18 protein-coding genes and 2 tRNA genes are annotated in these 21,385 nt (G+C 54.4%); 10 read left to right on the top strand and 10 right to left on the bottom strand.

Features of this window, described 5'->3' with window-relative positions:
• Positions 1-99: 99 nt before the first annotated feature.
• The 4 genes from mcrC to MTHE_RS02780 are packed head-to-tail and all read left to right on the top strand — an operon-like array spanning position 100 to position 3,254.
• Complete coding sequence (gene mcrC / locus MTHE_RS02795) at positions 100-729, top strand: methyl-coenzyme M reductase I operon protein C (protein ID WP_011695734.1); 630 nt, start codon at positions 100-102, stop codon at positions 727-729.
• 6 nt (positions 730-735) lie between these two features.
• Entirely contained in the window at positions 736-1,914 is a 1,179-nt protein-coding gene (locus MTHE_RS02790) for a cofactor-independent phosphoglycerate mutase (RefSeq protein ID WP_011695733.1), read from the top strand.
• 35 nt (positions 1,915-1,949) lie between these two features.
• Positions 1,950-2,690, top strand: coding sequence for a HesA/MoeB/ThiF family protein (locus MTHE_RS02785; RefSeq protein WP_011695732.1), 741 nt, complete (start codon positions 1,950-1,952; stop codon positions 2,688-2,690).
• Positions 2,691-2,711: 21 nt separating this feature from the next.
• Positions 2,712-3,254, top strand: coding sequence for a ribbon-helix-helix protein, CopG family (locus tag MTHE_RS02780; protein ID WP_011695731.1), 543 nt, complete (start codon positions 2,712-2,714; stop codon positions 3,252-3,254).
• A gap of 165 nt (positions 3,255-3,419) precedes the next feature.
• Here MTHE_RS02780 and MTHE_RS02775 read toward each other — a convergent pair whose 3' ends face one another.
• The 4 genes from MTHE_RS02775 to MTHE_RS02760 all read right to left on the bottom strand — a co-directional run bounded on the left by MTHE_RS02775 (position 3,420) and on the right by MTHE_RS02760 (position 7,811).
• Positions 3,420-4,523, bottom strand: coding sequence for a pyridoxal phosphate-dependent aminotransferase (locus MTHE_RS02775; protein WP_011695730.1), 1,104 nt, complete (start codon positions 4,521-4,523; stop codon positions 3,420-3,422).
• A 5-nt stretch (positions 4,524-4,528) separates the two neighbouring features.
• On the bottom strand, positions 4,529-4,999 hold the full coding sequence (locus tag MTHE_RS02770; RefSeq protein ID WP_011695729.1) for a hypothetical protein: 471 nt from the start codon (positions 4,997-4,999) through the stop codon (positions 4,529-4,531).
• A 1,004-nt stretch (positions 5,000-6,003) separates the two neighbouring features.
• Complete coding sequence (locus MTHE_RS02765) at positions 6,004-6,684, bottom strand: type I 3-dehydroquinate dehydratase (RefSeq protein ID WP_011695728.1); 681 nt, start codon at positions 6,682-6,684, stop codon at positions 6,004-6,006.
• Between the two features lie 38 nt (positions 6,685-6,722).
• The gene (locus tag MTHE_RS02760) at positions 6,723-7,811 is read right to left on the bottom strand and encodes a 3-dehydroquinate synthase II (protein WP_175265716.1); all 1,089 of its coding nucleotides are present in this window, start codon (positions 7,809-7,811) and stop codon (positions 6,723-6,725) included.
• Positions 7,812-8,632: 821 nt separating this feature from the next.
• Between MTHE_RS02760 and MTHE_RS02755 the strand changes: the two genes are divergently transcribed.
• From MTHE_RS02755 to MTHE_RS02740, 4 genes are all read left to right on the top strand, one after another.
• On the top strand, positions 8,633-9,196 hold the full coding sequence (locus tag MTHE_RS02755) for a toll/interleukin-1 receptor domain-containing protein (RefSeq protein WP_011695726.1): 564 nt from the start codon (positions 8,633-8,635) through the stop codon (positions 9,194-9,196).
• 279 nt (positions 9,197-9,475) lie between these two features.
• Positions 9,476-9,829: a hypothetical protein gene (locus MTHE_RS02750; RefSeq protein WP_011695725.1), complete on the top strand. Its 354-nt coding sequence runs from the start codon at positions 9,476-9,478 to the stop codon at positions 9,827-9,829.
• A gap of 139 nt (positions 9,830-9,968) precedes the next feature.
• On the top strand, positions 9,969-10,697 hold the full coding sequence (locus tag MTHE_RS02745; protein WP_175266006.1) for an ABC transporter ATP-binding protein: 729 nt from the start codon (positions 9,969-9,971) through the stop codon (positions 10,695-10,697).
• Positions 10,685-11,896, top strand: a complete 1,212-nt coding sequence (locus MTHE_RS02740; RefSeq protein WP_011695723.1) for a SufB/SufD family protein — start codon at positions 10,685-10,687, stop codon at positions 11,894-11,896. Before MTHE_RS02745 ends, MTHE_RS02740 begins: the two co-directional genes overlap by 13 nt.
• 18 nt (positions 11,897-11,914) lie before the next feature.
• Here the strand turns inward: MTHE_RS02740 and MTHE_RS02735 are convergent, their stop codons facing one another.
• Together MTHE_RS02735 and MTHE_RS02730 are read right to left on the bottom strand one after the other, a co-directional pair.
• Entirely contained in the window at positions 11,915-12,592 is a 678-nt protein-coding gene (locus tag MTHE_RS02735) for a metallophosphoesterase (RefSeq protein WP_175265715.1), read from the bottom strand.
• 26 nt (positions 12,593-12,618) lie between these two features.
• On the bottom strand, positions 12,619-15,231 hold the full coding sequence (locus MTHE_RS02730) for an ATP-dependent helicase (protein ID WP_011695721.1): 2,613 nt from the start codon (positions 15,229-15,231) through the stop codon (positions 12,619-12,621).
• Positions 15,232-15,467: 236 nt separating this feature from the next.
• Between MTHE_RS02730 and MTHE_RS02725 the strand changes: the two genes are divergently transcribed.
• Together MTHE_RS02725 and MTHE_RS02720 are read left to right on the top strand one after the other, a co-directional pair.
• A tRNA-Tyr gene (locus MTHE_RS02725) sits at positions 15,468-15,575 on the top strand.
• A 10-nt stretch (positions 15,576-15,585) separates the two neighbouring features.
• A tRNA-Asp gene (locus MTHE_RS02720) sits at positions 15,586-15,658 on the top strand.
• A 241-nt stretch (positions 15,659-15,899) separates the two neighbouring features.
• Here the strand turns inward: MTHE_RS02720 and MTHE_RS02715 are convergent.
• From MTHE_RS02715 to MTHE_RS02700, 4 genes are all read right to left on the bottom strand, one after another.
• A complete protein-coding gene (locus MTHE_RS02715; protein ID WP_011695720.1) occupies positions 15,900-16,697 on the bottom strand; it encodes a 2-amino-3,7-dideoxy-D-threo-hept-6-ulosonate synthase in 798 nt (265 codons plus the stop codon).
• Between the two features lie 171 nt (positions 16,698-16,868).
• On the bottom strand, positions 16,869-19,028 hold the full coding sequence (locus MTHE_RS02710) for a CDC48 family AAA ATPase (RefSeq protein ID WP_011695719.1): 2,160 nt from the start codon (positions 19,026-19,028) through the stop codon (positions 16,869-16,871).
• A gap of 649 nt (positions 19,029-19,677) precedes the next feature.
• Entirely contained in the window at positions 19,678-20,433 is a 756-nt protein-coding gene (locus MTHE_RS02705) for an ABC transporter permease (protein ID WP_011695718.1), read from the bottom strand.
• Positions 20,430-21,281, bottom strand: coding sequence for an ABC transporter ATP-binding protein (locus MTHE_RS02700; RefSeq protein WP_175265714.1), 852 nt, complete (start codon positions 21,279-21,281; stop codon positions 20,430-20,432). The genes MTHE_RS02705 and MTHE_RS02700 overlap by 4 nt, the downstream gene beginning before the upstream one ends.
• Positions 21,282-21,385 lie beyond the last annotated feature (104 nt).

The following is a 21,385-nucleotide window of genomic DNA, read 5'->3' as shown; positions in this document are numbered from 1 at the left end:
GAGGTGCAGGGGCCAAATTTTGCTCTTCATGGCGAAGAGGAGACCACGATACGCCTACAAAGCAAAGACTATATCAGCATTGAGCTCAGAGTCTGATGCATGATCGGCAGGCAGACCCAGGTCGTGGACTGCAGGGAGAGCATGGGCCTGGCGAAGGGCGGCGGGCTTGCGCAGAGGGGCACTCTCTCAGAGGCGGCGAGGCCGGATGTTATAGCGATTGCGATGTCCCCCGGCAGGAGGCATATTACAAAACCCGTCTGTGAGATAACCTACGGTCTGAGAAGGGAGGGAATACAGACGAGCGTTCTGGTTCTCGAGGCTGGAACAGGCGTTCCGGACTCTTTTCCGCAGGCGTCGAGGGGCTACGGCCCCACGTTCGGTTTGACCCCTAAGGAGATCGAGCAGATACAGAGGCACAAGATAGCTGTGATACATCTCGGCAACGTGAAGTCGCATGTCATCTACAAGACCAGAGACATCCTCGCGTATGTGGATATTCCTGCGGTCGTCGTATCACAGTGTCCCGTTGACTTCGAGGATTTCGCCAAGGAGGGTGTGAAGACGCGGGTCGTCATGCCACCGAAGAGCAAGCAGGCCACAATGGGGACTGTTGTGGACATCGTCACCGGAGTTACAAGAGGCGCGACATGTGGCAGGAGCAAGCTCAACACGCTCGCAAAGGTCCTGAACAAACACCTCGCTGAGATGGAATCGAAGAGAAGCGAGTGATTCATCGTGAAGTACGTTGTGCTTCTCGGAGATGGAATGGCCGACTGGCCGATGGAAGCACTGGGCGGGAGGACACCCCTGCAGGTCGCACGCAAGCCAAACATGGATTCCATCGCGCGCATAGGGCGGTGCGGCCTCGCCCGGACAGTACCTGAGGGCATGACCCCTGGAAGCGATGTCGCAAACCTCTCCATAATGGGTTATGATCCGAGGAGGTATTACACAGGGAGGGCCCCTCTAGAGGCTGCTGCGATGCGGATACCTCTTGGGGAGAAGGAGGTCGCGTTCAGATGCAATTTCGTCACAGTGATGGATGGCATCATGGACGACTACAGCGCCGGACACATCACATCTGAGGAGGGCGCTGAGATAGCAGAATCCCTGAAGAAGGTTATACCAGGCGGCAGGATATATCCTGGGGTGAGCTACAGGAACATCGTGGTTTTAAAGGTATGCAGGGATGCTGTTTGCACACCGCCTCATGATATAATGGGCAAACCCATATCAGATCATCTTCCCAGAGGGGATGATGCGCATATCCTCATAGACATCATGGAGAGAGCCAGGCCTCTGCTGGAGGAGCATCCTGTAAACCGCAGGCGTGTGAGCATGGGTTTGAAGCCCGCGAATATGATCTGGCTCTGGGGCCAGGGGCCGGCGCCGTCGATGCCCAGGTTCCATGAGATCTACGGGTTGAAAGGCGCAGTGATCTCAGCGGTCGATCTCCTCAAAGGGCTGGGCGTCTGCGCTGGATGGCGCGTGATTGATGTTCCCGGGGCAACGGGCACGATCGATACCAACTATGCTGGCAAGGTCAGGGCAGCGCTCGAAGCTCTCGGCTCAGTGGACCTGGTCTATCTTCACATCGAGGCGCCGGATGAGGCCGCTCACTCTGGAGATGTGGAACAGAAAATAAGAGCTATAGAGCTCTTTGACGAAAGGGTCGTGGGCCCCATGATCCATGGTCTTGAAAGATCTGGAGAGGCGTGGCGCGTGCTTCTTCTCCCGGATCACCCCACGCCCATAGAGATAAGAACACATTCCACAGACCCGGTGCCGTTTGCGATCGCGGGATCTGGGGTATGTGTGGATTCTGTGGATGCATTCGACGAGATCTCAGCATCTGAGGGGGGTTATGGAATGATCGAGGGGAACGATCTCATCAGGCTGCTCATCGCAGGTTGATGAGACATCATGTTAATCGTGCACAGGAGAGGGTCATGCTCACCGAGGCGGAGGTGGCCAGGTACTCCAGGCAGATCCCTCTTCTTGGAATAGAGGGGCAGGAGCGCCTGAGGAGATCAGGAGTCCTAATCGCGGGGGCTGGCGGCCTTGGTTCTGTATCATCATACTATCTGGCGGCAGCCGGTGTTGGTCGCATAAGAATTGTGGACTCTGACATCGTCGATCTCAGCAACCTCAACCGGCAGATACTGCATCGCATTCCAGGTGTCCGCAAGGCGGTTTCGGCTGAGGAGACTCTGCGCTCTCTGAACCCCACGATCGAGGTTGAGGGTGTGGACATCTGCATATCGGAGAGCAGCATAGATGATCTTGTGGATGACATCGATCTCATAGTCGATGCCATGGACAGCTTCGAGGTCAGGTACATCCTGAACTCGGCTGCGCTCAAGCATGGTCTGCCTTTGGTCCACGGTGCCGTCTCCGGCTTAGACGGCCAGGTTACCACAATAATTCCAGGAAGAACCGCGTGCCTGAGATGCGTATTCCCCAGGCCACCGCCGCGGGATGCACCACCTGTCATAGGCGCGACATGCGGCATCATAGGCTCGATCCAGGCGACGGAAGCGATTAAAATGCTCACAGGCGTCGGCGAGCTGCTCCTCAACAGACTCCTCATATGGGATGGGAGATGTGCTCAGATGGATGAGATCTCGATTGAAAGAGATGCAGGCTGTCCTGATTGTAATGGCAGAAGCATGCCGGATAATGAAGTATGAGATGCCACGACTGGAGGTACCATGAAGGCACCTGAGAGGATAACGATATCCATGGACGAGGAGACCGCCAGGCTCTTCAGGAAGCTCAGGGACGAGCTCGGCGTCTCTCAGAGCGAGATGATGAGAGAGGCGCTGAGGTTCTACAGCCGCCACAGGGGCATATTCGCAACAGTGGAGGATAAAAAGCTGTACACACATGCTGAGATGCTCTCGGCAGGAGAACACGTGATACTCGATATAGACCACTGGCTCCTCTTTCTCAGCTTCATCGATTCTCACCCTGATGCAGAGGCGTTCTGGGAGAAGCACAGGGATGTGTGCAGGGCTCACGCGGAGCAGTTCAGACACAGGCTCTACAACGCAGATGTTATTCTCAGAAGACTCGAGGCGTGCAACCTCTTCAAGCTGAGCAGGACATCAGATACCGAATACACGTTGATACTCTCCTCCGATCTGAGCAAGAAGTTCGTCAGGACCGAGGTCGAGGAGATCCTCAGGGGGATGGGATTCGCCGTTGAGATTAAGGAGGACTTCGGGAAGATAAGGGTGAAGCTGCTGCACTGAGTGGCAGCCTTGCTCAAAGCCCATGCCCGAAGCTGCCGGCTGTGCGAGGTGATGTTGCTTTGCTCGCGACCTTCTCTCCTGAAGATTGGAGTTTGCGCCCTGCAATCCTCAGATTTAGCCTGCAGAGGCCGTCTCGATACTGCTGCGAGCGGAGTGCGGCTCCTGTCAGACCACCTCCTTCATCCTCTCCAGTGCGAGCCTCAGGTTATCCTCGGACACGGCGTATGATATCCGTATATGTGGCTTTCCGTTCACTCCGAATGCAGATCCGGGCACAGTTATGACACCTGCTGCACCCAGCCTGGCCGCGAATTCATCTCCATCCCCGACCCGGGGGAAAATGTAAAACGCGCCCTTTGGAACCACCAGATCCAAGCCGAGATCTCGAAGACCGCGTATCATCATATCCCTCCGCCTGCGGAAGCTCTCTCTCATCTCCCTCACGCAATCCTGTGGACCGGTTATGGCTGCAAGCGCAGCTGCCTGTGATATGGATGATGCACATGCCTGGATGTACTGGTGGATCTTAAGCATAACATCGATCGCCTCTGGAGGTGCAGCCAGGTAGCCGAGCCTCCATCCTGTCATGGCATATGTCTTCGAGACCGCGTTCACTGTTATGACATTCTCACCGTACCTGGCGGGGCTGACGTGCTCCCCCTCGTATATGAAGTGCTCATAGACCTCATCAGAGATGAGCGCTATTCCTTTATCATCGGCGAGCTCTGCCAGGCCCCTGATCTCGCTCTCCGACTGGACTGCGCCTGTTGGGTTTGCGGGCGAGTTCACTATGATCGCGCTAGTCTTTGGCGTGATGTGCTCCGCGACCGTATCGACAGAGAGCTTCAACTCATGATCGAGGTGCACACCAACCGGACGTCCATTGGCAGCTTGGACCAGCGGTCTGTATGAAACGAATCCCGGATCCGGCATCAGCACCTCATCACCTGGTGATGTGACAGCAGCGATGGCCAGAAAGAGAGCCTCACTTGCGCCAGATGTCACCATTATCTGATCCGGAGAGAATGTCAGTCCATTCTCGCGCCTGAGCTTCTCGCATATCGCAGCTCTCAGCTCCGGTATTCCCAGGTTTGGTGTGTATCCCGTCATCCCCTGCTCGATCGCTTTGATTGCGGCTTCTTTTATGTGCCCGGGCGTGTCGAAATCTGGCTGACCAATGCTCAGGTTTACCGCGCCAGGTCCGACGCCATCAAAACATTTCCTTATACCAGAGCTCTCAATCTCCGTTATGTGCTTTGCAAATCTCATCATAATCACTCATCTGTCCTGTAGTTTGATATGAATCTCGTGAAGTAGTTCAGCCTTTTGAGCTCCTCGCAGAGAGCCCTCATCCGTACAGGGCCGCCACGCCAGCGCAGGCTCACGCTGATATCTCCCTTTGATATTGCATCGAGGATCGAATCGATGAAGAGATCGAGGGCATCTTCCCTGGAAAACGGAACGACGAATATGGCCCTGTACATATCGCCGCTTCGCGCATACGATGTCAGAACATACCCCCTGCCCTCAAAATCGCTTATCTCATTGAAGTCGCAGAGTATCACCCTCTCGTGCTCTGTAGCGCAGTCGATCCTTGCGATGGTTCTTATGACCCGGGATACCAGCGAGGGGGTTGCGCTCCTCCCGAACCAGATGCTTATCGAGCCGTGTGTTATAAGCAGTGATGCGCTGAGACCACTGACCTCCACGGAGACGAGATCCTGCGTCTTCTGAGGCTCAGGCATACGGATCCAAGGTTGAGGGGATCGGATTTAACTGTTTTCGCTTGTTCCTCGATCGCCTCTAGACGGGATATTTCGTAATGCTCATGGGGTAGAATCGTCAGAAAGGCAATCTCTGTACAACCACCCATCAATCACCTCTACCTCATTCTGAAAATTACTGCCTGGTCGCAGGGATGGGTATTCAGTTATTCAGAGACCTTTATCTAATCGATTCACACACATTTTCCAAAAAGTCTAAATACCTTTTTGTACAAAAGACAATGTACTGTGGGAGGTCTGTGATAAAATGAAAAATGTATTTCCATGCTGGATAGGTCTTCTTGTAATAGCGTGCTTGGCCATGATCATATCCGCTTTGCTCTGATCCAATCCGCTGTAGCCGATGTTCATGATATATACCAAACATTTTTTATCTTGGGCTTTTACATTGGTTTAAAAGAGGCGAGATCAGGTGGATTCTCTGCTTTTCATCAAGAAGTGTCTCTGCAGTATGCTACTGACTGATGCCCTGCAGTCCCATCTGACAAATCATGAGGTCCTGGGAAAATGTGTCCTCCTCTCCTGAAGATTGGATTTTGCACCCTGCTACTCCATCACGAATTAGCGAGGGTTGTATACTCGTATTGAAAACAGTATCGCTCAATCACACTTACGAACTATCCCGTCTTGAGGCATCCGGTTCAGCAGGCTAATTCAGTTCGGGCTCGTGATCCAGATTTTGGTACAGGCTTAGAAAGTTCCTGGGGATAACATCCACACGCGGACGTGTCCGAATAAGGATTAGGTGTTTATGATGATGTGCAGAAGAGGGGAAGATCCAGATTTCCGGCCACAGCTTTTATCCGGACAGATCCTCTCACACAACCGAAAGATTTATATTCGACTATAGACGTAAGTGCATGTGGCAAAAGTCGTACCATTTTTCCTCCCTCCTACATCCCAACGACTTTTGCTCCCTCCTTTCATATACACTTTTCAGAGGATATGTGGATCGCACTTCAGCATCATCTCGCGCCCAGGCACCTGAGAGCAGTGTCCAGCTCTCTGACGCTCATCTGCCCTGGCGCAGTGGGACCTGTCACATATCCATAGGTCAGCAGAGATCCATAAAGAGGGGCCACTGCCCTCAGATGTCTGCCAACCGCGCCCATGCCTATTATGCATAATGGGCAATCTACATCCAAAAGGATCCTCAGGATAGCAAGCGCCTCCTGCATGGAGTGTGGGGTGACGGCTATCTTCACCAAGTCGGCGCCTGCACGCATTGCGTCCTCTATGATGGATTTAAGGTTGTCAGGCACGCCGCTGAAGTCATGGTACGATATCAGAGCTGGGCATGAGATGTTCTTCAGGAGCATGTCTCTGCCTGGCGCCATCAGCTCGATGTCGATGATATCTGAGAAGCGCGAGGCATCCCGGAGGATACTAATCCTCCGCTCCTCCGATCCACGGAAGGAGCCGCCCTCGGATGCGATGCGGTTCGTGGCTATCAGCGGCAGCGATACTGTTGACCTTATGTCTCTTATCACATCAGGATCCGCGAGAAGATCGAGGCGCACCTCTATGATGTCCGCCCCCTCTGACTCGGCCCTGCTCGCTACGCGCTCTGCATCTGCCCCGAGCGAGGCGACAATCGCGGGGGTTTTGATTCTCAGCCCGTTAAGATCAAGCTCTCTTAGGCACATATCTCATGCCCCCTCCGTATTAACAGCATCTCGGAGGGTCATCTCTCGATTATCGTCTCCTCGATGCTCATGCCGAAGTGCCTCGCGCTGGTCTCAACATGCACGAGAACCTTATCACCAGGCTTCAGCTCTGCCACCGATATCGGGGTTCCATCATGGGATACGAGCTTTATCGTCTCTGCATTCTGCAGCAGCGTGCTCACCCTCTCGCCATCGACCTCTGCCTCAACAAGGATCATCGGCCTTCGCTCGATCTTGACCCTGCCGACGACCGCACTCCTCGTCATCCCGTCCTTATCCACAATGGTGACCTCATCACCGCTCTTGAGCTCTGAGAGGTACCTGGTTTTATCTCCAACCCGTATGTACGCATGGACTGCTCCGGCGTTCACGCGGAATGGCCTGGCTGCAACATACGGGCTCTCCTCCGCCTCGCTCTGCACAAGGAAGAACGCTCTCGACTGCGAGCCCACAAGCATGCCCTCCCCTCTCCGCATGAGACTGCAGGTATCGACGCATACCCTGTCGCCCATGCCGACAGGCTTGACAGCGACAACGGTCGCGGTTTTCAAATCTATTCTGCTCATCCCAAGGCGCTCTGCAGCTGCCTGTACGCGTTTGATCTCGGAGGGGTCTCTGGTATCAAGAAGCACGCCATCAGCGCCGTGCTCGAGCGTGGAGAGGGCGACCTCTGCCTCCTCTGAGGAGCGCACACAGCTTATTATCTTGCAATCATAGCCCTGGAGCGCTGCGATCATGTTCTCCAGAGGTATGACCTTCCAGTCAGTTCCGACAACGAGGAGGTAGTCAACATGTTTGCCGAGCTCTGTGGCGAAGAGCTCATCCTCCTTGGAGCGTATCTCAACATAACCCCCGATGGGCCTGCCGATCTTCTCGACACTCTTGATCTGATTCTCTCTGGGCACAGATGTGTCCATGATCAGAAGGTCCTCGGATCCACGCTCGCGACCGAAGCATGCGATCCTAATGCTGCCGAGCTCCCTCACAAGCTCGATATGATCTCTGCTCACGACCACACAGTCGAAACCGGATTCGAGTGCTGTGGTTATCAGCGGCTTTACATCATCCCATTCGGATGCAAGCGCCATAAGCCATTTTTCTTTCATAATACCTCCGAGGCGCAGTAATGAGTTGGTATTCCAGCCAGACAGGCAGGCACAAGCTCTCAGTAGTGATGGTATGCTACTCAGCCACATGCCTGTATATTAACCCTCGGACAGATGGGTAGAGACTATTGAGAAGAGGCTACTAGGTAGCCACTGGTTCTGTGTAAGTAGAAGCATGCCAGACGAACCTGATCAATGAATCATTCGAATCTCTCGAATGTTTTCGGCTGCTCTCGACTGCATCGAGAGGCTTCGACCATGTTGAAGCACGTTGAATCGCAGGAAGCCTGCCCTCAGGGCAGAGTGGAAGCTGCACTGGACTTGTCTCAAAACATCCATCTGCCATGGGGGGATATGATCAGGCACTGGAACCCAAATGCATGGCAGAAGAGCATGTCACTGCCAGTGGCCGGCGGCTTTCGAGGTGGCGTCACTTTCAAATGAATCCGCATGCTTCTTGCGATGTCGATGGGGTTCAACAAAGCTAGGCATATTAAAATGCAACGCTCATGTCTGCGTAACAACTCGTAGGGCATGCGATGTGGTTGGTGATGACCACATTCATTCGACACGAACGCATAGCATGACCACTGATCCTTCTGGCAAGTCATCAAATGGATAAGAGCGAAACGCAAAACACCTTCTTAAATCTCATAAGCCATATAATGTCGCAGGAAGCAAACTTACATGGGGTTTGAGGGTGCAGGTCTCTCTGCGAATGCAGAAGGCCTTTCAAATGACATGGATATGGGGCGCGGGGGGTCGCTCTTGATGATACAGCGCGTCTGGTTTACGCCCTCATGAGCGAGGCTTGATAAAGCATGATCTCAAAAATATATGTCTCTCATTGCCACTCTGATGCAGATCTTGCAGGAGATCTCTGCACTGCGCTATATCGCATATGTATCGAGTCTCTCACATCGCAATTCAGATACACTTGTGGTATCTCCAGGACCGCCTGGGCATCATTCGGGATACGATCATCGGAATGCATTGTGCCCATCGTGACATCGAACTCGATATTCTCCCGGACGGTCAACATGGAGATCGGATTCGCCAAAGCGATAGACCATCTCATAATTCCGATCGCAGAGGATGGGGTGGAGATGCCATTCTTCATAGAGGATGTCGTGCCCATCACATTTTCATCAGGTGGTTTCGCGAACGCAGTGGCAGATCTGATAAGGATTGTGAGATCCCTTACACGGCTTGAGTGGCTCAGGGTCAGGTGTCCGATCTGTGGAGAGGAGATGACACAGTACCTCACGCCTCAGGAGAATGTGGACCGCGCGATAAGGGAGAACAGATACCTTGAGACAGCATGCTCTTTCTGTGAGGCTGAGATCTCACTCGACCCCAGGACGTTCTCACCCATCACAGATTGAGCAGAGAGCTTGAGCCTGATACATGGGAGCTGCAGATGCATGCAGCTGGAGTGCTACTGAGATCTTTAACTCTTGGGGAGTGGAGAAGGGCGCAGTTGGGATGAAAACGAAGCCCTCCTTGCTCTGGCATGCTAAACGATAGATATTTCTGTAATGCAAGTGTTGGCTATGAAGTGGGAAGCTTTACCCTTTAGGATAGTTCACTGTAATACCAGCTATATCCCCGGGCAGCTTTGAGCATTCGAGGGTCTCGTTCCAGAAGCTAATGGTGGTTTGAGCATGAGGATTCTGGCAGTTGTTGTCGTATTGATTATCGTCCTCGCATCCGGCTGTCTCGAGCGCGAGGAATCTCAGACGAACACGGGTTCCACTGAGCTGGCTGCGAAGATCATATCCCCAAAGGCTGGGGCTGTCCTTTCTGGTGGCCCCGTGGTCATGGAGGCATCGGCGAGCGGTGGGAGGGGGCCATACACCTATGAATGGTGGTCAAGCATGAACAGATATCTTGGGTCTGGGAGCAAGATAAAGGTCGACTCGAGCGGTCTGAAGAAAGGCGAGCATCTCATAGTCGTCAAGGTTCGCGACTCCACAGGGAAAGAGGTTCAGGGGAGCGTCATCGTGGATGTGGTCTGAAGCTCTGTGCCCTCGAGAGCCCTGCACATTCACACGATCTCCTTACAGGATTCCTGACACAGCGTCCACAGAGGTGACGGGAAAGCGTAAATAAACAGAGAGCTCAACAGAGCTTTATCAACCCTGGGAGGTGTTCGGGCTGCTCGAGATCGAGGATCTGCATGTAAGCATCGGCGGCCGGATGGTTCTGAAGGGCATAAACCTCAAGATCAACCGGGGAGAGAACCATGCCCTCTTCGGGCCGAACGGATGCGGCAAGACCACGCTGCTGAATACGATAGCAGGCGTGCCCAGATATATCGTTGAAAGAGGAAGGATACTGTTCAAAGGAAATGATATTACCCATTTATCGATGGATGAACGGGCGAGGATGGGGATAGGGATCGCGTTTCAGAGCCCGCCTGCGATAAGGGGACTGAAGCTGAAGGATCTCATAAAGCTGTGCAACCCTGAGGTGAACCCGGAGAAGGTGCTGAAGGAGGTGAACTTCCTGGAGTTTGCAGATCGTGAGGTCAACCGCGGATTCTCGGGAGGGGAGATCAAGAGATCCGAGTTGGCTCAGCTGCTTGCGCAGAGACCGGAGCTTGTGATGCTGGATGAGCCTGATTCAGGAGTTGATCTGGAGAACATAAAGCTCATCGGCAGAGCGATAAACAAGCTCACAGAGAAGGACACGAAGCCCAGCAAGAGGATCCGCTCTGGCATCGTAATAACACACTTCGGTCACATACTCGACTACATCTCTGTGGACAAAGCTCATGTTATGATGGAGGGCACGATAGTCTGCACGGGCAGTCCGAGGGAGATACTGGAGCAGATCAAGACAAGAGGATACGAGGGGTGTGTCAGGTGCCTATGTCCGACATAGCTGAGAGGGCGAGGAAAGCTCTGGGCAAGAAGGCGACATATGGCCCGGATGTGGATCTTGAGGAGTATGAGGTCGAGGCGAAGCCACACGATGAGGTTCAGAGCATCGAGGAGGTGCCTGAGGAGGTCAGGAGGGCAGCTCTGGGTGTTGGTGTGAGTTTGGAGGATGAGGTCGGTGGCGCATACATCCAGATGGATCAGACGCCTGTCGTCGCGAGCTCCTCCACTGAGGGGATCGAGGTGCTGGATATAGCCACTGCTTTGAAGAAGTATGATGGTCTCAAGGACTACTGGTGGAAGCTCGTTCCTGTGGACCAGGACAAGTACACAGCAGATGTTGCACTCCATCCACCAGCCGGCTACTTCCTCAGGGCGAGGAGGGGCGCGAAGACGATATTTCCGCTCAAGAGCTGTCTATACCTCGGGCAGACGAATTTGAACCAGAGAGTGCACAACATAATAATAGCGGAGGAGGGCAGCGAGCTTCACGTCATCACAGGATGCACGACGCCCAGCCATGTGCAGAGAGGCCTGCATCTCGGCGTGTCTGAGTTCTTCATAAAGAAGGGCGCGCATGTGAGCTTCACCATGATCCACAACTGGGGGCGCGAGGTTGAGGTCCGGCCCAGAACAGCGATATACATGGAGGGGGGGGCCACTCTATCGAACAATTACATCTGCCTGACGCCCGCGAAGACCCTGCAGACGTACCCGAAGGCGATACTGGATGGGCCCGGGGCGGTGGCGAGCTTCAACACCGTTCTCTATGCGAAGGAGGGGCATCTTGACACCGGAAGCGAGGTCGTGCTTAGGGCGCCCGGATGCAGCGCGGACTCCATAACAAGAGCGGTCTCGGTCGGCGGGGAGATAATAACCAGAGGAAAGATGGTCGGCGAGGTGCCTGACGTCAAGGCGCATCTCGAGTGCGTCGGGCTGATATTATCTGAGAAGGGTAGAATAGACTCCATACCTGAGCTCGATGGAAGATGCGGCGGCCTCGACATGTCGCATGAGGCTGCAGTCGGCAAGATCTCAGAGCAGGAGCTGGAGTACCTCATGGCAAGGGGCCTGACAAAGGATCAGGCGACCGGCGTAATAGTCAGAGGGTTCCTGGACGTGGAGATAAAGGGCCTTCCGGAATCCCTCAGGGATGAGCTGAGGAGGATAATGCAGCTCCAGGAGCTGCACGGAGGAGCCTAAAACGAGGGCGGGTGCATCTTACAGATGCCTGATCTCCGGGAAGACCATCACCTCCCCCTCCATCTCGACAACAGGATGAAGCTTGCCTATGTCCAGTCTTCTCAGCAGAGGCGACAAAAGATCAGGAGCTTCGAGATGGTTCACAGCCACGCCCTGGCAGAGCGGATTGAAGGCAGGCAGGACCATGATGTCCATTCCGTCCATGGGACCCCTGCCAAAGAGGTAGCATGGTATGCGCATCATCTCGACATCCAGCACCGGATGCTCGTGTCCCATTATCAGATGGCCGTGGTCCCTAAGGTCCTCGTCCCCGTGAGATACTGTGTACCCACCCTCATCATATCTGCTCTGAGCTGTGAATCCCATGTAGGGCAGCATCCCATCGTGTGTGCCTGAAATGAGAACCAGATCGCATCGCGAGCGGATTGTGTTTAAGATGGCATCAAGCTTCCTCCGAATCCTCTGATCCGCCCGTCCGAATGAATGGACCACATCTCCTGCAAGAACGAACCTTTTCGGATTAAGCTTCGCAAGGATGATCTCGATTCTCCGCAGCAGCTCCTCTTTTTCCCTGAGAGGGAAGACGAGCCCCTGGGCGAGGAGCTCCTCCTCGAGGCCAATGTGGATATCGGAGAGCACACATGTTTCCGTCTCCTTAATATAGAGAGATCCCAGAAGGAAATCGAACCTCTTCATTAGATGATCTCGAAGATCCTCGATGATCACGCTGCACTCTCTCCGGCGATCCTCTCCATGACCCTTCTCTGGAACTCCTTCAGCAGCGCAAGCCTGTCCTGCGCCAGCACGACATCGGGAGTTCCGATGGATGCTATTCCGAACGCCATCGGACCTGGCGACGGGCTTCTCTTTTTCACGATCTCTATATCCCCGGTGCTTATCGCTTCAACAACGCTCTTTATGTTATCGAGCTCGAACTTGTCCTCGATGATCTCACGGTAGCTCTCCTTGAGGACCGCGAAGTCCTCGAGCCGCTTTGCGAGACCTATGAGCATGTCTGCGGATACCTGCTGCCTCCTCGCGCTCTTTCTGTGCCCCATGTAGTTCCTCAGGATCATGAAGAACCTGGTGGCGTTTATCCTGAAGACCCTCTTCAGCAGATTCGTGTTCTCGACCGCTCTCCTGAGCAGATCCTCACACATCTCTGGCCTGATGGATTTGAGAGCTGCAATGGGGTCAGCTTTCGATTTCTCAGGGATGGATAGCATGAAGCCAGTGTCCGCTATCGAGACCAGAACATTGCTCCTGCCCTCCCTTGAGAGGAGATAAGCGACCATCCTACTGAATCCATCATTGAACCTCAGCCCGTAGTTGGTCAGGAAATAGTATACCATTTTCCCTTTGGTGTCCCTTGTCTCCTCCACAACAATGCGCCTGTCTGTTGAGATCGAGTCCTCTCCGAGGTACCTGATCTGCTGCTTGAATATCTGGTAGATGCTTCTGGCGCTGTTCTCATCTATCGGTAGCATCTCGAGGAGATGATGAACGACCTCATCCTCACCAGCTCTCCTCATGATGTCGAGCATGTGCGCCCTGAACTGCAGCACACGCAGGCCGAGATCGAATGAGAGGGGGAGCTTCTCAGAGAACCAGCTCGGTATCGTCGGGCGCTCTCCGGTGGGATCGACGTAAATCTTTCCGCCGCGCCTGTACCTGAATGCATACGATCTGCCGCCGAGGACGAAGACATCGCCCTTCGACAGCCGCTCCAGGTACTTCTCATCGAGATTCCCCACCCATCTCCCGTCCCTTGTGACGACATCGCAGGAGAATTCATCGGGTATCGTCCCCAGGTTGAGCATGTATATCATCCTGGAGTTCCTTCCGCGTTTGCCGAACTCTCCGGTCTCAGGGTCGTACCAGATCTTCGCATAGATGTTCCTCTCCTCCAGATCGGCATACGCACCGGAGAGGTATGTCATTACAGACCTCAGATCGTCCTCACTGAGGTCTTTGTAACAGTATGATCTTCTTATGATCCTCAGCGCATCATCTATGCGCCACCGCCGCTCCAGGGCCATGCCCATGATGTGCTGGCATAGAACATCCAGACAGTTTCTTGGTATGTGGATCCTGTCGACGAAACCCTCTCTCGCGCATCCGAGCATCACCGCGCACTCTATGAGCTCGTCCCTGTCGAGAACAACGACCCTGCCCTTGACAATCTGATCCAGGCTGTGGCCCGCCCTTCCTATTCTCTGGAGCAGGGCTGCCACCGACTTTGGAGAGCCTATCTGGAGGACGAGATCGAGATGCGGCATGTCTATCCCGAGCTCCAGTGATGTGGAAGAGGTCACGACCTTAAGATCCCCTGATTTCAGCCTCTCCTCCACATCCAGCCTGCTAGTCTTCCCCATCGAGCCGTGATGGCAGCCGGAGTTGCTCTCGTTGTAACGATCCGGATACCTCGCCCTGAGGTTGTAGAGGATCCTCTCAGCCCCGTTCCTGGTGTTTGTGAATACGAGCGTGTTTCTGTGCTCCTGTATCAGCTCATCCAGGGTCTCGTAGAGCGCCCGGCTGAGCTCTCCGGGAGTCGTGGAGATGAGATCTGGCACGGGGCAGATCAGCCTGAGGTCGAACTTTCTCGAAAACCTTGTGTCGATGATCTCCACATCCCTGCCCGCGCCGCCGAGAAACGCAGCGACCTCCCTTAGCGGCTCGATGGTCGCTGAGCAGCCGATCCTCACGAAGCTCTCCCCACCTGTCTCTCTTTTAAGCTCTTCAAGACGCTCCAGGCTGAGCGAGAGGTGAACGCCTCTCTTGGAGCCCGCAAGTGAATGTATCTCATCGACAACGACCCATCTGATGGTCCTGAGCTTCTCCCTGAAGCGAGGGGAGTTCAGCAGCAGCGCCAGGCTCTCAGGCGTCGTGTTCAGTATGTGAGGTGTCTTTCTGAGCATCTTCGCTCTCTCTGAGGATGATACGTCCCCATGTCGTATGGCGTGCCTGATCTCCACCGACTCGATTCTCCGCTCTGCTGCGATCTCCTGTATCTCCGTTAGGGGTCGCTCCAGGTTTCTGTGTATGTCGTTGGCCAGCGATCTCAGCGGTGATACATAGAGACAGTAAACACTGTTCTCGAGTCCGTCTGTTCTGGAGAGTATGAAGAGGCTGTTTATAATGGAGATGAAGGCAGACAGCGTCTTTCCGGATCCAGTTGGCGAGCTTATGAGCACGCTCCTTCCGGCGTGGATAAGAGGTACCGCCAGTCGCTGGGGAGGCGTGAACAGCTTCTCTCTGCCGCCGAAGCTTCTTATCCACCATTCCCGAACCGTATCATCGAAGAGTGATAGTATGTCATAATCGGAATGATCCATCTACATGAGTTCTCTTGCGCATCGACTTAGATCTTATGGTCAGCAAGCTGGACATACATGAATGAGTCTCAATCTTATCCGGATAGCTACCTTGGCCGGACGTGTCCGAATAAGGGTTAGGTGTTTCCGACCTGCGGAAGGGGTAAGGTCCAGATTTCAGGCCTCAGCTCTTATTCGGACAGGTCCTTCTGGCCCATCGAAGAGCTTAAGTATAAGCACGTCAACCAATAGCGAGGCCCGCCTTAACTCAGCCTGGTAGAGTGCGCGGCTGTAGTATGTATCGCACCTTTATGGTGCTACGCGCAGTCACCGCGATGTCCCCGGTTCGAATCTGGGAGGCGGGACTTGAGAATTGTCCGGATGGTGTAGAGGCCTATCATGAAGCCCTGTCGAGGCTTCGACCCGGGTTCGAATCCCGGTCCGGGCGCTTATTTTTCCTGGGCGTGGAACGCCCGGGTTCTCACTCTTGACATCTGACATCCGTCACATGTTACGTACGGATGAGCTCAGGCTCGCCCACAAACAGAGAAAGCCGCTTTCCCCTGCGCGGATCAGGCAAAAAGTCGTGTAATATCCGCAGGCGTTTACAGCCCATTGACTTACCGAATCCGTCAGAGGCTATCGCTTCTCCTTCAGCTGTTCGAGCCTTTAACCAGGTCGTGTGGATCTCAGAGCTTCAGCCTTGCAGCTTCCTCTGGTGTGTAGCCCTCATGCACGATCTTTGAGAGCTTTCTGGTGAGCAGGGTAGGATTCTCTGCCTGGAAGATGTTTCTCCCTATGGAGATGCCGGCAGCGCCAGCCTGCATCGCATCGTACACCATCTGGAGGAGATCCGCTTCAGTATCCATCTTTGGGCCGCCTGCTATGACCACCGGCGCAGGGCACCCTCTGACGACCTCTCTGAACGTCTCCGGAGAGCCTGTGTAGTTTGTCTTGACTATATCCACGCCCAGCTCAGCTCCAACCCTGGCCGCATGCTTCACGTACTCGACGCTGTGCTCTGACCTTACCTTCGCGCCACGCGGATACATCATGGCGAGAAGCGGCATGCCCCACAGATCGCACCTCCTCGCGACCATGCCCAGATCTCGCAGCATCTCCGCCTCGTCCTCAGCGCCCACATTCACATGAATGCTGACTCCGTCTGCGCCAACCCTTATTGCATCCTCGACCCTGGTCACGAGCACCTTGTGGTTCGCATCCGGGCCCAGGGATGTCGACGCTGATAGGTGGATTATGAGCCCGACATCCTTCCCGTAGCCTCTGTGGCCGTACAGCGGCAAGCCCATGTGCCCGAGGACAGCATTTGCGCCACCCTCCGCGACCTTATCCACAGCTGCTGCCAGATCTATGAGACCAGGTATGGGGCCGACCGTGAGTCCATGATCCATTGGGACTATGACGGTCTTCCTCGTCTTTCTGTCTATTATGCGCTCAAGCCTTATCGATTTGCCAATCTTGCTCATGATCGCCCATAGGATGCTGCCCAGAAATTAAATGCAGCGGTTCAGTTTCAAGTGGAGACTCTGAGTCTCACTTGCATATGAGCTGCAGCATGCCGGAATGCGCAATGAAAACAGAAGCCCGTCCTCACAGCGGACGGGCGACGGGACGAGCAGCATCATGATCGAGAGCGCTCATCTCGGGAGAGTGTATTGCATTCGCACATCCTTCAGGCTCGGCCTGACCTTCTTCAGCGCCTCCTCGAAGTGCCTGCGCTCCACTCTGAGGTTCTTTATCGCCTCCTCATCCTGTGGCTTGCCGGCGAGGACGTACTCCCTGATCGCGAGCATCACGGCCTCGCTGCATACTGCTGCAAGATCCGCGCCGCTGTAGTTCTCGGTGCGCTTTGCGATCTCGGCGAGATCAACATCCTCAGCGAGAGGCCTGTTCGCGGTGTGTATCTTCAGTATCTCCAGCCTCGACTCCTCGTCAGGCGGTCCGATCTCTATCATTCTGTCGAACCTGCCAGGCCTGAGGAGCGCTGGATCGATTATGTCAGGCCTGTTTGTCGCCGCTATCACTATCACATTGTGCAGCGGCTCAAGCCCGTCCATCTCAGAGAGTATCTGGCTTATCACCCTCTCAGTCACATGTGAGTCTGCTGCTCCGGAGCTCCTCATGGGAGCGATGGCGTCTATCTCATCAAAGAATACCACCGCGGGCGCAGCCTGCTTGGCCTTCCTGAACGTCTCCCTGACGGCGCGCTCTGACTCTCCAACCCACTTGCTCAGAAACTCTGGGCCCTTGACGCTTATGAAGTTCGCCTGGCTCTCAGTCGCCACGGCCTTTGCGAGCAGCGTCTTGCCCGTGCCCGGCGGTCCGTAGAGGAGGATCCCCTTTGGCGGACTGGCCTTCATATGCTCGAAGAGCTTCGGGTAGGTGAGGGGCCATTCCACAGCCTCCATCAGCTCCTGCTTCGCCTGTGCAAGGCCACCAATATCGCTCCAGTGGACGTTTGGCGACTCCACAAGCACCTCACGCATCGCGGATGGCTCGAGATCCCTCAGCGCGTCCATGAAGTCCGCCATTGTCACCTCGATCTTGTTCAGGATCTCAGCAGGTATGGATTCGACCTCGAGATCCAGCTCCGGCAGCACACGCCTCAGAGCACGCATGCCGGCCTCTCTTGCGAGTGCAGCAAGATCCGCTCCGACGAAACCGTGGGTTATGTCAGCAAGCTTTCCGAGATCCACATCAGAGCTCAGAGGCATGCCTCTCGTGTGTATCTGGAGGATCTCCAGCCTGGCATCTCTGTTCGGCACCCCGATCTCGATCTCCCGGTCGAACCTGCCCGGCCTGCGGAGCGCGGGATCGAGGGCATCCGGCCTGTTTGTGGCTCCGATTATCACGACCTTGCCGCGCGACTCGAGGCCATCCATGAGCGCGAGGAGCTGTGCCACGACTCTCCTCTCAACCTCGCCTGTGACCTCCTCCCTCTTGGGGGCGATCGAGTCGATCTCATCTATGAGTATTATGCTGGGCGCGTTCTCCTCTGCGGTCTTGAAGAGCTGCCTGAGGCGTTCCTCGGATTCGCCATAGTACTTGGACATAATCTCAGGGCCGCTCAGGGTCTCGAAGTGAGCGTTGGTCTCGGATGCGAGAGCCCTTGCCAGCAGGGTCTTGCCGGTGCCAGGCGGACCGTGGAGGAGCACGCCCTTCGGAGCCTCAACGCCAAGCCGCTCGAAGAGCTCGGGATGCTTCATCGGGAGCTCTATCATCTCCCTGACCTTCTTGATCTCAGCGCTCAGACCGCCGATGTCCTCGTAGGTCACGCGCTGTATCATCTTCTCCTCCTTCGCCGGCTTCTCGCTGATCTCTATCTTGGTGCGGTCCCCTATCACAAGCGCATCTCTTGGAGGAGTGATCCTCACAGCGACGAGATCGATCTTGCGCCCCATGACGTTGAGCTCTATAACATCTCCTCTTGAGATCACCCTGCCCTCCATGTACCTCTTCAGGTACTCCTCTCCGCCTGTTATGCGGAGCGGAACGGTGGGAGCGAAGACCACAGTCTCGGCCTGAGCAGCCTGTACGATCCTCACAGGGACCCGCTCATCTATGGTGACCCCAGCATTTCTCCTGAGCGTGCCGTCCATTCTGATTATGCCTGTTCCTGTATCTTCCGGATAGCCCGGCCAGAGAAGCGCAGCAGTCTGCTTCTTTCCCCTGATGCTAATGACGTCCCCGGCCTGCCAGCCCCTCTCCTTTATAACTGCGGGGTCAACTCGTGCTATCCCTCTTCCAACATCGGAGGCTCTTGCCTCTCCGACCTTCAGAATTACCTCCTCTGTCATATTGAAACCTCCATATACACTATCACAGCAGGGTACAAATTTTTTATCTCTGTCAGCACCCTGCACAGCTTTTGTTAACCTCGATTTACTAACTTTTTGTTAGTATGAGAATGAAACTGATATATAAACTTTTCTATGTGGTCGTGGCCCCAGTCCGAATAAGGATTAAGCGTCTCCGCTATCCAAAAGCAGCAAGCCAAGATTTCTGAATTCAGCTCTTATTCGGACAGGTTTGGATCGTCCGTGCGCCGAAATCCTAAAACAGGTCGCTCTTGTGCAACTTGGTCGTGTACTTGATTCATTGAAATCTGGAGCGCTCGATCCATCCAGATTCAGGGGATCTCCCGCCCATAGCTCTCGATCATAGCTACTTATTAGCTACTTATTCAGTGATACGGGTCCACGACCCGCAACTTTGGATCATTCGGAACATGCTCGATACGCTGATGTAAATTGCCCTCTTGACAGATTTCTGGATGAACGACTATACCCAATAATAGCGACCTCACTTGATCAGTACTCAAGTACGCTCATGATATTGAGCAAATACTCATTCGGTCAGCGTACATAAGCTGCAGAAGCAGTTGTTCATACTAAAAGAACCAATACAAATGCGTGTCATCAAATAAGATAGAGACAGCTCTGAGAACTACTCGCTAATCCTCCTCAGCGCCATTCTGCCCGTAACAAGAAATACAGACATGAACATGATGATAGCGATGAACGAGCTCCAGGGCACCGGCTGGCCAAGTGCAGCAGCTCTCAGACATGCGCTCGAATGCGTCAACGGCAGGATGTACAGGACGAGTCTGAGCCATTCCGGCACCTGTGAGAGCGAGAAGAACGTGCCGCCGAGGAAGGTCATGGGCATCAGTATCAGGCTGCTGAACGTGGCCATGTCCTCGTGGGATCGCGCGAGCAGGGCCGCGAGCACTCCCATGGAGGCGAATGTCATGCATGTGATCAGGAGAATGAGGAGGAATACAGGCTCGATATGCATCGATGGTGCTATTGCCAGCGCGAGCATGACGAATACAGAGGAGCTTATCAGCCCACGAACCATCCCTATCATGGACCTCCCGATGAGCAGCGATACGTCTGACACAGGTGCCATCAGAGATTCGTCGAAGCTTCTGAAATAGAGTCTATCGACGTTGAGCCTTATGCCGGCTCCATTGAAGCTTGCGTTCATGGCGGTGAGAGCGATTATTCCCGGGATGACGAATTCCAGGTAGCTCATACCGTTCATGTTTATGCCCCTGCCCAATCCCCAGCCGAACGCCATCAGATACAGCAGAGGGCTCATCAGTGTTGTGATGAGATACCTCGCCCATCTCCGTTTCAGCGTCACGAGATCGGACCAAAGTATGCTGCATATATCTGTGATCACCATGACTGGATTCAAGTCTCACGCACCTTCTCGCCAGTCAGCTCCACGAAGACATCCTCCAGATTCGATTCCCTCATGACAACTTTGGTGCTGTCAGGAAGTGCTTTCACATACTCAGCGGCTGCATCTCTGTCAGGGAAGTATCTATATCTTGTACCGTTCGAGTTGTTCTGGACCTCAACCGTCACCATTCCCGTCATCCGGCGCAGCTCCAGTGGAGTCCCCAGGGCTATGAGCCTACCATGATGCATTATTCCGACCCTGTTGCAGAGCGCTTCCGCCTCCTCGATGTAGTGGGTCGTCAGAAATACCGTGGCTCCATCTGAGTTGACCCTGCGGATCAGATCCCAGACGCGCCGGCGTGTCTGCACATCCAGGCCGACTGTGGGCTCGTCGAGTATAAGCAGCCGCGGTCTGTGCAGGAGTGCTCTCGCGATCATCGCACGCCGCTTCATCCCACCTGAGACATCATCTATCAGGTAATCCGCATGCTCCTCCAGGCCAACGTACTCCAGAAGCTCGGATATCCGTTCACGCCTTTCGGATCGCGGAATGTGATGGAGTCTCGCATGCAGCTCGAGGTTCTCCTCTATCGTCAGATCCCTGTTCAGGCTCATGTGCTGCTGCACAACACCGAACTCGGCCTTGACTCGCGAGGGATGCCTCACAACATCTATGCCATTGATGAGAACCCTCCCGGAGCTCGGCTTGGTCAGCGTCGTGATTATCCGAATGGTTGTGGTCTTTCCAGCACCGTTCGGCCCCAGAAAGCCGAACAGCTCCCCCCGGGCAACATGGAGGTTCAGATCGTCGACCACACACCGCCCTGAATACTCTTTTGTCAGCGCAGTAATTGATATCATCGAATTCGTCTCGAAACTATTTAAGCAACAATGCTGATCTCCATCGATCTTGCGCGGAAATATAATACACATAAATCAATACGCCTGGGAATTTTGAGACAACT

Source organism: Methanothrix thermoacetophila PT, from assembly GCF_000014945.1.
In the GTDB taxonomy this organism is placed as follows: domain Archaea; phylum Halobacteriota; class Methanosarcinia; order Methanotrichales; family Methanotrichaceae; genus Methanothrix_B; species Methanothrix_B thermoacetophila.
Note: the sequence above shows the minus strand (reverse complement) of the source record. Positions and strands in the feature narration are given on the sequence as shown.

What these genes read in the sequence shown, in the direction of transcription:
- MTHE_RS02715 (WP_011695720.1), bottom strand. Translation starts at nt 16,697, where the DNA reads ATGAGCAAGATTGGCAAATCGATAAGGCTTGAGCGCATAATAGACAGA.
- MTHE_RS02770 (WP_011695729.1), bottom strand. Translation starts at nt 4,999, where the DNA reads ATGCCTGAGCCTCAGAAGACGCAGGATCTCGTCTCCGTGGAGGTCAGT.
- MTHE_RS02710 (WP_011695719.1), bottom strand. Translation starts at nt 19,028, where the DNA reads ATGACAGAGGAGGTAATTCTGAAGGTCGGAGAGGCAAGAGCCTCCGAT.
- MTHE_RS02775 (WP_011695730.1), bottom strand. Translation starts at nt 4,523, where the DNA reads ATGAGATTTGCAAAGCACATAACGGAGATTGAGAGCTCTGGTATAAGG.
- MTHE_RS02765 (WP_011695728.1), bottom strand. Translation starts at nt 6,684, where the DNA reads ATGTGCCTAAGAGAGCTTGATCTTAACGGGCTGAGAATCAAAACCCCC.
- MTHE_RS02735 (WP_175265715.1), bottom strand. Translation starts at nt 12,592, where the DNA reads ATGAAGAGGTTCGATTTCCTTCTGGGATCTCTCTATATTAAGGAGACG.
- MTHE_RS02750 (WP_011695725.1), top strand. Translation starts at nt 9,476, where the DNA reads ATGAGGATTCTGGCAGTTGTTGTCGTATTGATTATCGTCCTCGCATCC.
- MTHE_RS02755 (WP_011695726.1), top strand. Translation starts at nt 8,633, where the DNA reads ATGATCTCAAAAATATATGTCTCTCATTGCCACTCTGATGCAGATCTT.
- MTHE_RS02780 (WP_011695731.1), top strand. Translation starts at nt 2,712, where the DNA reads ATGAAGGCACCTGAGAGGATAACGATATCCATGGACGAGGAGACCGCC.
- MTHE_RS02700 (WP_175265714.1), bottom strand. Translation starts at nt 21,281, where the DNA reads ATGATATCAATTACTGCGCTGACAAAAGAGTATTCAGGGCGGTGTGTG.
- MTHE_RS02760 (WP_175265716.1), bottom strand. Translation starts at nt 7,811, where the DNA reads ATGAAAGAAAAATGGCTTATGGCGCTTGCATCCGAATGGGATGATGTA.
- MTHE_RS02730 (WP_011695721.1), bottom strand. Translation starts at nt 15,231, where the DNA reads ATGGATCATTCCGATTATGACATACTATCACTCTTCGATGATACGGTT.
- MTHE_RS02785 (WP_011695732.1), top strand. Translation starts at nt 1,950, where the DNA reads ATGCTCACCGAGGCGGAGGTGGCCAGGTACTCCAGGCAGATCCCTCTT.
- mcrC (WP_011695734.1), top strand. Translation starts at nt 100, where the DNA reads ATGATCGGCAGGCAGACCCAGGTCGTGGACTGCAGGGAGAGCATGGGC.
- MTHE_RS02740 (WP_011695723.1), top strand. Translation starts at nt 10,685, where the DNA reads ATGTCCGACATAGCTGAGAGGGCGAGGAAAGCTCTGGGCAAGAAGGCG.